This window comes from Mycobacterium sp. E802 (assembly GCF_001666875.1).
Taxonomy (GTDB): domain Bacteria; phylum Actinomycetota; class Actinomycetes; order Mycobacteriales; family Mycobacteriaceae; genus Mycobacterium.
Window position 1 is genome coordinate 1 of the sequence record NZ_LZJD01000101.1, and the last position, 8,965, is coordinate 8,965.

Here is an 8,965-nt window from a genome sequence, read left to right on the forward strand (position 1 = left end):
GGCCCGCAAAGACCCCCGCAATGGCGGTCACCATCGCGACCAGCACCCGACTGAATGCCTTCATGTTCTCCCTAGCTACGCCGGTGATTTCTTCGTCTTCCACCAACCAGGAACACGTGCAGAGATGCATCCGCATAAGGCGCGATTAGGGGCGCCTCATCCGGTTCTCACGCCGTGCTCATGATTGGCACGAGAAACGTAACCGGGTGGCACCGGGGCAGCAACGGCTGCGGGTTTTCGACCGGTGCACGGTACGAAGACTGATACAAATTTGCTGAAACCGCCCCGACGAACATCACACCACCGCCGGGGAACTCCTGGGCATCTAGACGTATGCAAATCGTCCACCCGCCGCCGGACCACTCCACCCCGCGCCAAGACATGTGGCTCGAACTGCGGTTACACGGGTTCTCCTGCGGGCACACCACGCAATCACGGTGAGCCGAATCATTGCCGTCGGCACCGTCAATTTCCGGCGTCCCGGCGTCGCCCGCCCCGAGTTTGCGATTGCTGTGTAAACACCCGATTACGCGGCCCCGGGAGTCGGATTAACTGCACAGCCGCAGATCGACCCCGTTGACCGGCTGCCGATATTCCAGTTTGTGGTCGACATCACACTTCGGGCCTGTGAAATCCCCGTGCGTCGCCCCGTCTTGGCGGGCACTCAACTGCCAGATCGGACGTTATGCCGATATGAGCATCCCGCCATATGAACCCCCGAAGTCCAGCCCGTCGCCCGGGGTCGGCAACACCTTGCTGTGCCCGAAGTGCGCCGGGGTCATGAAGACCTACGAGCGCAACGGCATCCATCTCGAGCAATGCGACACCTGCCGGGGCATCTTCCTGGATTTCGGCGAGCTCGAGGCGCTCACTCAGATGGAGAACCGGTTCGTCCAGGCACCGCCGCCACCGGCACCGCCGGCGCATCCGGGTTACCAACAGAGTTACTCCGACTACGGGCCGGGCTGGGGACACCGCGGCAACAGGCACTATCGCAAACAGGGCTTCGGGCGGCTGTTCTTCTCCAGCTGAGGCATCCTCGCGCAGGCCGCCGCCAGCAATTCGTCGTCGGGATCATTGCCCGCTGACTGAATGACGGAGGCCCGGGCGAAGGGCTCCAGCACCGGCCACGGATCCCCCGGCGGCAGCGCCGGCCCGCCCGCCTCCCGGTAGGCGTCGAGGAACTGCCGCCAATCGGAGTCGGGCATCAACCCGGCCGCCCAAACTCCAGCCGGACGCGCCAGATCCCAAGCGGGATCGCCCAACCCGAGATCGTCGACGTCGATGAGTTGCCAGCGCCCGTCGTACCGACCCACTTGCCCCAAGTGGAAGTCGCCGTGCACGAGCGTCTGTGGCCGTCCGGCAGAACCAGGCCGCCACGCGTCGTCCGGCAGCCCGGCCGCGGCACCTACAACGGCGTGGCCACCATGGCGTCGAGCACGACCGACCGCGCGGCGCAGCCTGGCCGGCCAGCCATGCGGTGGCAGACGTTCGGCGACCGGTTCGTTGTGCAGGGCCGCCAGTAGCCGCGCGATGTCCGCCCACGGCACCGATTCAGGTTGTGCTGCAAGCGTTTCGACGAGCGGCCACCGCGTCAGCCAGCGGTCGCTCACCGCCACGGGCAGATCGGACAACGGGCTCACCAGGGCAGCGACCCGGCCGGCCGTTCGGAGCCGGACCCGCAGTGCGCGCGGGTCGGTGCCCGGCCGGTGCAGCTTGTCCACGATGGCCCCGCGCACCGTGACGTCTGCACCCGACCGCGTCTGCACCCCTTCAGTCTCCCGCGAGTTCAGCGGGGCGGGGGAACCGATTTTGCGACTGCGTTGATCCGGTTCCAGGCATTGATCGTCACTGCCATGGCGACAACCTGGCCGAGTTCATGTTCGGTGAACGCCGCAGCCGCGCGGGCGTAGACCGCGTCGGATACCGGCCCGCCGGTCAGGTCGGTGATGGCCTCGGTTAGTGCCAAGGCCGCCTTCTCCTGCTCGGTGAACAGATCGCCGGCTTCCTCCCAGGCGGCGATCAGGGACAGCCGCTGCTGGGTCTCGCCGTTCTGGCGGGCGTCGTGGGTGTGCATGTCGAGGCAGAACGCGCAGCGGTTCAGCTGCGAGGCGCGGATCTTGATCAGCTCGGCGATGGTCGGGTCGACGTCTTTGGACGCCGCATTCGACAGCGTGATCATCGCGTCGTAAAGCCCCGGCGATGCCTTGTAGATCTTGAGACGGTCGACGGCGGCGAGTTCGAGTGTCTGTGTCATGGCCACTACGCTAAGCCCGAAAATACCGCGTAGGTGGTTCAATATCGACGTGACTTCGCGGGCCAATTTTGGCGGTCGGGATCTGCACCTCGACCTGCGCGCGGTGATCGAACCGGGTAGCCGCACCGCTCGGGACCAGCTGATCACCGCACTTCGGGACGCCATCCGAACCGGCCGGTTGAGCACCGGTACCCGGCTGCCACCGTCACGCACATTGGCTGTCGACCTCGGTTTGGCCCGCAACACCGTTGCCGAGGCCTATGCCGAGCTGGTCGCCGAGGGCTGGCTGGCCTCCCGGCAGGGTGCAGGCACCTGGGTGGCGCGGGTCACCGCCCCGCGGCAGGCCCCGCGGCCGCGGCGGGTCCCCGCCCTCCCCAGGCACAACCTGATGCCCGGCTCCCCCGATGTGTCGGAGTTCCCGCGGTCCGCGTGGTTGACGTCAGCACGCCGGGCCGTCACGAACGCCCCGGTGTCGGCGCTGCGGATGGGTGATCCGCGCGGACCAGCGCCGCTGCGTGAAGCCCTGGCCGAGTATCTCGGTCGGGTCCGTGGCGTACGCGCCTCTCCGGAATCGATCGTCATCTGTTCGGGCGTGCGTGACGGCGTCGACCTGTTGGGTCGGGTGCTGGGCACCGCGCGGCCCATCGCAGTAGAAGCCCACGGGCTCTTCATCTTTCGCGATGCGCTCGCGGCGCTCGGCGTGCCTACCACGCCGATCGGCGTCGACGAGCACGGTGCGGTGGTCACCGATCTGGATCACCTCGACACCCCGGCGGTACTACTCACTCCCGCGCATCAGAGCCCGTTCGGCATGGCCCTGCATCCGACGCGGCGCACCGCGGTCATCGACTGGGCCCAGCGCAGCAATGGATACGTGGTGGACGACGACTACGACGGTGAATTCCGGTACGACCGACAGCCGATCGGCGCGCTGCAGCCCCTGAACCCCGAGCGGGTGGTGTATCTCGGCTCGGTCAGCAAGAGCATGGCCCAAGTCATGCGGGTGGGCTGGATGGTGCTGCCCGACGCGCTGATCGATCCCGTGATCGCGGCCGCGGGCGGGGCGCAGTACCACGTGGATGCGCTCACCGCGCTCACTCTGGCCGACTTCATCCACAGCGGCGGTTATGACCGGCACGTCCGGCGGATGCGTAACCGCTACCGGCGGCGCCGCGACGCGCTGGTGAAGGCGCTGAGCGGGTTCGACCTCGACATCGGTGGACTGTCGGCGGGCGTCAACATGCTGCTGACGCTGCCCGACGGGGCCGAACCCGAGGTCCTGCGCCGCGCCGGTGAGGCCGGTATCGCGTTGATCGGGCTGTCGATCATGCGGCATCCGCAGGCCGGACCCGACATCCCAGATCCCGACGGGGTCATCGTCGGATTCGGAGCCCCCGCCGAGCATGCCTTCGGTCCCGCGGTCGACGCGTTGTGCCGGGTGCTGGCGGATACGTTGCGTCAAGAGTGCCCTCGCTAAGCTGCCTGAGTGGCTGAGCCCGTAATGTCGCCGACCCTGGACCTCAAGACGCAGGCGTTCCGGTTCATCGTGACCGGCGGCTTTTCGGCGATCGTGGACTTCGGGCTGTACGTCCTGCTCTACAAGGTCTTCGGCTTACAGGTCGACCTGGCCAAGACGATCGGCTTCATCGCCGGAACCACCACCGCTTACCTGATCAACCGGCGCTGGACCTTCCAAGCGCCGCCGAGCACCGCCCGGTTCATCGCGGTATGGGTGCTCTACCTGGTCACCTTCGCCGTCCAGGTGGGGCTCAACCACCTCGTGCTCCATCTGGCCGAGTACCGGTCCTGGGCCGTCCCGGTGGCCTTCATCATCGCCCAGGGCACCGCGACGGTGATCAACTTCATCGTGCAGCGGGCAGTGATCTTCAAATTGCATTGAGGTGTGTGCGACCGCGAGGGTGACGCCATGGTTGCTCCGCGGGCGGTGCAGCGACCATGGCGTCACTCTCGGCGTTCATGGCGTCAACCGGGCGGGGCGCAGGCTACTGCCGGGTACTCTCCTTAGCGATGTCGACTACCGATCTGCCGACCACTCCCAAGCGCCTGACAGGCTGGGGCCGGACCGCACCGACCGTGGCACAGGTGCTCTCTACCAGCGATCCCGAACTGATCGTCAAGGCCGTCACGCAGGCCGCCGAGCAGAAGGGCCGTGGTGTGATCGCCCGCGGTCTGGGTCGCTCCTACGGCGACAACGCGCAGAACGGTGGCGGGCTCGTCATCGACATGTCGGAACTCAACCAGATCCATTCGATGGATGCCGCGACCCGCCTGGTGGACGTCGACGGTGGAGTGAACCTCGATCAGTTGATGCGGGCCGCGCTACCGCTCGGGCTGTGGGTGCCGGTGCTTCCCGGCACGCGCCAGGTCACCATCGGCGGGGCCATCGGCTGTGACATCCACGGCAAGAACCACCACAGCGCGGGCAGCTTCGGCAACCACGTCCGCAGCATGGACCTGTTGACCGCCGACGGTCAGATCCGCAAGCTCACCCCGAACGGCGATGAGGCCGAGTTGTTCTGGGCCACCGTCGGCGGCAATGGCCTGACCGGCATCATCCTGCGCGCGACGATCGAGATGACGCCGACCGAGACGGCCTACTTCATCGCCGACGGCGATGTCACGCACACGCTCGACGAGACGATCGCCTTCCACAGCGACGGCTCCGAGGACAACTACAGCTATTCGTCGGCCTGGTTCGACGCGATCAGCGCCCCGCCGAAGCTCGGCCGCGCCGCGATCTCGCGGGGCTCGCTGGCGACGCTGGACCAGCTCCCCAAGAAGCTGCAGAAAAATCCGCTGAAATTCGATGCGCCGCAACTACTTACGTTGCCCGACGTGTTTCCCAACGGGTTGGCCAACAAGTACACCTTCGGCCCGATCGGCGAGCTCTGGTACCGCAAATCGGGCACCTACCGCAACAAGGTGCAGAACCTGACGCAGTTCTACCACCCGCTGGACATGTTTGGTGAGTGGAACCGGGCCTACGGACCGGCGGGCTTTGCGCAGTACCAGTTCGTGGTGCCCACCGAGGCCGTCGACGAGTTCAAGCGCATCATCTACGACATCCAGCGCTCCGGGCACTACTCGTTCCTCAACGTGTTCAAGCTGTTCGGCCCCGGCAACCGGGCGCCACTGAGCTTCCCGATCCCGGGCTGGAACGTCTGCGTGGACTTCCCCGTTAAGGCGGGAGTCGGTGAGTTTCTCACCGAATTGGACCGGCGCGTGCTGGAATTCGGGGGCAGGCTCTACACCGCCAAGGACTCACGCACCACGGCCGAGATGTTCCACGCCATGTACCCACGCATCAACGAGTGGATCGCGGTGCGCCGCAAGGTCGACCCCGACGGCTTGTTCGTCTCGGACATGGCCCGCCGGCTGGAGCTCGTCTAGCTGCTGTCGGCCGGTCAGTGTGATCGCCGAAATTGCATCCAGGGACAGGATTCCCTCGGATTTTGTCCCTGGATGCAATCTGGGCGCAATTCGTGCGGCTGGATCGGGTCCGGCCCACAAGCGGAATCGCCGTGAGAAGTTTATTCTTGACTAAGTCCAGAAAACGGGCCAGACTCGGTTCCGTGGCGACGACCTCGGACTTCCAGCAGATGCTGCGGAGTGCCGACATGCGGGTGACCCGTCCACGAGTGTCGGTGCTGCACGCGGTTTTTGCCCATCCACACGCCGACACCGACACGATCATCCGTGCGGTACGTGAGGAACTGCCCGAGGTTTCCCATCAAGCCGTCTATGACTCGTTGCACGCCCTCACCGCAGCCCAGCTGGTACGGCGCATCCAACCGTCGGGCTCGGTGGCTCGGTACGAATCTCGCATCGGCGACAACCACCACCACGTCGTGTGCCGATCGTGTGGCGCGATAGCCGATGTCGACTGCGCGGCCGGGTCGGCCCCATGCCTGACCGCGTCGACAGACCACGGTTTCGAGATCGACGAAGCCGAGGTCATCTATTGGGGCCTGTGCCCCGAATGTTCCACTGCTCCAACTGGATAAACCCTTAACCCGCCAGCCCCGGAAAGGATTGCCATGACTGAAGCCGAAACCCATCCCCCGATCGGTGAATCTCAGACGGAACCCGCCGAAACCGGCTGTCCCATGCGGATCAAGCCGCCCGTCGAGGGTGGGAGCAACCGCGACTGGTGGCCCAATGCAGTGAACCTCAAGATCCTGCAGAAGAACCCGCCGGCCATCGATCCGATGGACGAGGGGTACGACTACCGCGAGGCCGTCAAGACCCTCGATGTCGACGAGTTGGCCCGCGATTTCGACGCCCTGCTGACCGATTCCCAGGAGTGGTGGCCGGCCGACTTCGGGCACTACGGACCGCTTTTCGTCCGGATGGCCTGGCACGCCGCGGGCACCTACCGGGTCGAGGACGGCCGGGGCGGCGGCGGACGCGGCATGCAGCGCTTCGCCCCGCTGAACAGCTGGCCGGACAACGTGAGCCTGGACAAGGCGCGCCGTCTGCTCTGGCCGATCAAGAAGAAGTACGGCAAGAAGCTGTCCTGGTCCGACCTGATCGTGTACGCCGGCAACCGGGCCATGGAGCACATGGGTTTCAAGACGGCCGGTTTCGCGTTCGGTCGCCCGGATTACTGGGAGCCCGAGGAGGACATCTACTGGGGCGCCGAGGCCGAGTGGCTGGGATCGCAGGACCGCTACGCCGGCTCCGACGGTGACCGGACCAAGCTCGAGAACCCGCTGGGCGCCAGCCACATGGGCTTGATCTACGTCAATCCCGAAGGCCCCGAAGGAAATCCGGACTACCTGGCCGCCGCCATCGACATCCGCGAGACCTTCGGCCGCATGGCGATGAACGACGTGGAGACCGCCGCCCTGATCGTCGGCGGGCACACCTTCGGAAAGACCCACGGTGCCACCGACATCGAGAACGGCGTCGAGCCCGAGGCCGCCCCGCTCGAGCAGATGGGGCTGGGCTGGGCCAACCCTGGTCTCGGCAACGACACCGTCAGCAGCGGCCTGGAGGTGACCTGGACCCACACCCCCACCAAGTGGGACAACAGCTTCCTGGAGATCCTCTACAGCAACGAGTGGGAGCTATTCAAGAGCCCGCAGGGCGCAAACCAGTGGCGGCCCAAGGACAACGGCTGGGCCAACTCGGTGCCGCGGGCGCAGGGCACCGGCAAGACCCACCCCGCCATGCTCACCACCGACCTGTCGATGCGGTTCGACCCGATCTACGGGGAGATCACCCGCCGCTGGCTGGATCACCCCGAGGAGCTGGCGCAGGAATACGCGAAGGCCTGGTTCAAGCTGATCCACCGCGACATGGGCCCGGTGACCCGCTACCTCGGTCCGCTCGTGCCCGAGCAGACCTGGCTGTGGCAGGACATCATCCCGGCCGGCAAGCCGCTGTCCGACGCCGATGTCGCCACCCTCAAGGCGGCGATCGCGGAGTCGGGTCTGACCACCCAGCAGCTGATCGACACCGCGTGGAAGGCGGCGGCCTCGTACCGCTCCAGTGACATGCGTGGCGGCGCGAACGGCGGCCGGATCCGGCTGCAGCCTCAGCTCGGCTGGGAGGTCAACGAACCCGACGAGCTGGCCCAGGTGATCGGCAAGCTCGAGGAGATCCAGACCGCCTCGAACATCGAGGTGTCCTTCGCCGACCTGGTGGTGCTCGGCGGTGTCGTCGGCCTCGAAAGGGCGATCAAGGACGCCGGTTTCGACGTCGCGGTGCCCTTCACCTCGGGCCGCGGCGACGCCACCCAGGAGCAGACCGACGTCGATTCGTTCGCCTACCTCGAACCCAAGGGCGACGGCTTCCGCAACTTCGTGGCCAAGGGTGACAGCCTGCCGGCCGAATACCGGCTGATCGACCGGGCCAACCTGCTCGGCCTGTCGGCTCCGGAGATGACGGTGCTGATCGGTGGTCTGCGGGTGCTGGGCGCCAACCATGGCGGTTCCGATCTCGGGGTGCTGACGGACCGCAAGGGTCAGCTGACCAACGACTACTTCGTCAACCTCACCGACATGGGCACCAAGTGGGCCCCGGCACCGGCCGACGACGGCACCTACGTCGGCGTCGACCGGGCCAGCGGCTCGCCGAAGTGGACCGCCAGCCGCGTCGACCTGCTGTTCGGCTCGAACTCGCAACTGCGGGCCCTGGCCGAGGTCTACGCCGAGGACGATTCCAAGGAGAAGTTCGTCAAGGACTTCGTCGCGGCATGGACCAAGGTGATGGACGCCGACCGGTTCGACTTGGAAGCCTGATCGGCTGACCGACGAGTAAGGCAACACCCCGCGGGCCTCGGGCGCGCGGGGTGCTGTCGTTTCGGGCCCGCTGCCGGCATCCGCCGCGCGTTTCGGACGGGTACCCGATGTTCCCGACTATTAGCGACAACTCAGCGACAATCGCCACTTGAGCACCATAGGCACCGTTCGCCCCGACCTCGGTGTTTACTTACGTCAGTTGAGGCTCTTATTTCCTCATCTGTCGCAGAATTGGGCATGTCCAGCTATCAGCGACACAGTCGCTCGCATGCGGACGTTGGACTGGTGATGTTCAAGAGGCCAATGAGCCCAGAGTGTCAAATATCATCAGCGACAATGGGTTTGGTGAGGCGCGGGTTGTCCGTGTGGCGATTGTCGCTGAGTTGTCGCTAATAGTCGGGAACATCGGGTACCCGTCCGAAACGCGCGGCGGATGCCGGCA

8 protein-coding genes are annotated in these 8,965 nt (G+C 66.0%); 6 read left to right on the top strand and 2 right to left on the bottom strand.

Features of this window, described 5'->3' with window-relative positions; all coding sequences use genetic code 11:
- The first annotated feature begins 627 nt into the window (after window positions 1-627).
- Window positions 628-1,032 carry a zf-TFIIB domain-containing protein gene (locus tag A5699_RS15235; RefSeq protein ID WP_231965727.1) on the top strand — a complete coding sequence of 135 codons (405 nt, stop codon included), beginning with the start codon at window positions 628-630 and terminating at the stop codon, window positions 1,030-1,032.
- Here A5699_RS15235 and A5699_RS15240 read toward each other — a convergent pair.
- Both A5699_RS15240 and A5699_RS15245 read right to left on the bottom strand, forming a co-directional pair.
- Window positions 990-1,769: a phosphotransferase family protein gene (locus tag A5699_RS15240; RefSeq protein ID WP_067770655.1), complete on the bottom strand. Its 780-nt coding sequence runs from the start codon at window positions 1,767-1,769 to the stop codon at window positions 990-992. The genes A5699_RS15235 and A5699_RS15240 overlap by 43 nt on opposite strands.
- A 20-nt stretch (window positions 1,770-1,789) precedes the next feature.
- Entirely contained in the window at window positions 1,790-2,257 is a 468-nt protein-coding gene (locus A5699_RS15245) for a carboxymuconolactone decarboxylase family protein (protein WP_067770665.1), read from the bottom strand.
- A gap of 49 nt (window positions 2,258-2,306) precedes the next feature.
- Between A5699_RS15245 and A5699_RS15250 the strand changes: the two genes are divergently transcribed.
- The 5 genes from A5699_RS15250 (at window position 2,307) to katG (ending at window position 8,523) form a co-directional block, all read left to right on the top strand.
- A complete protein-coding gene (locus A5699_RS15250) occupies window positions 2,307-3,734 on the top strand; it encodes a PLP-dependent aminotransferase family protein (RefSeq protein WP_067770657.1) in 1,428 nt (475 codons plus the stop codon).
- A 24-nt stretch (window positions 3,735-3,758) separates the two neighbouring features.
- Window positions 3,759-4,157, top strand: a complete 399-nt coding sequence (locus tag A5699_RS15255) for a GtrA family protein (RefSeq protein WP_067770659.1) — start codon at window positions 3,759-3,761, stop codon at window positions 4,155-4,157.
- A gap of 128 nt (window positions 4,158-4,285) precedes the next feature.
- Window positions 4,286-5,668, top strand: a complete 1,383-nt coding sequence (locus A5699_RS15260; RefSeq protein WP_067770661.1) for an FAD-binding oxidoreductase — start codon at window positions 4,286-4,288, stop codon at window positions 5,666-5,668.
- 209 nt (window positions 5,669-5,877) lie between these two features.
- Window positions 5,878-6,282 carry a Fur family transcriptional regulator gene (locus A5699_RS15265; RefSeq protein WP_067770667.1) on the top strand — a complete coding sequence of 135 codons (405 nt, stop codon included), beginning with the start codon at window positions 5,878-5,880 and terminating at the stop codon, window positions 6,280-6,282.
- A 33-nt stretch (window positions 6,283-6,315) separates the two neighbouring features.
- Complete coding sequence (katG, locus tag A5699_RS15270) at window positions 6,316-8,523, top strand: catalase/peroxidase HPI (protein ID WP_067770663.1); 2,208 nt, start codon at window positions 6,316-6,318, stop codon at window positions 8,521-8,523.
- Window positions 8,524-8,965: the final 442 nt, after the last annotated feature.

Coding starts and splice junctions, on each gene's coding strand:
- A5699_RS15245 (WP_067770665.1), bottom strand. CDS start 2,257: ATGACACAGACACTCGAACTCGCCGCCGTCGACCGTCTCAAGATCTAC.
- A5699_RS15255 (WP_067770659.1), top strand. CDS start 3,759: ATGTCGCCGACCCTGGACCTCAAGACGCAGGCGTTCCGGTTCATCGTG.
- A5699_RS15260 (WP_067770661.1), top strand. CDS start 4,286: ATGTCGACTACCGATCTGCCGACCACTCCCAAGCGCCTGACAGGCTGG.
- A5699_RS15265 (WP_067770667.1), top strand. CDS start 5,878: ATGCTGCGGAGTGCCGACATGCGGGTGACCCGTCCACGAGTGTCGGTG.
- katG (WP_067770663.1), top strand. CDS start 6,316: ATGACTGAAGCCGAAACCCATCCCCCGATCGGTGAATCTCAGACGGAA.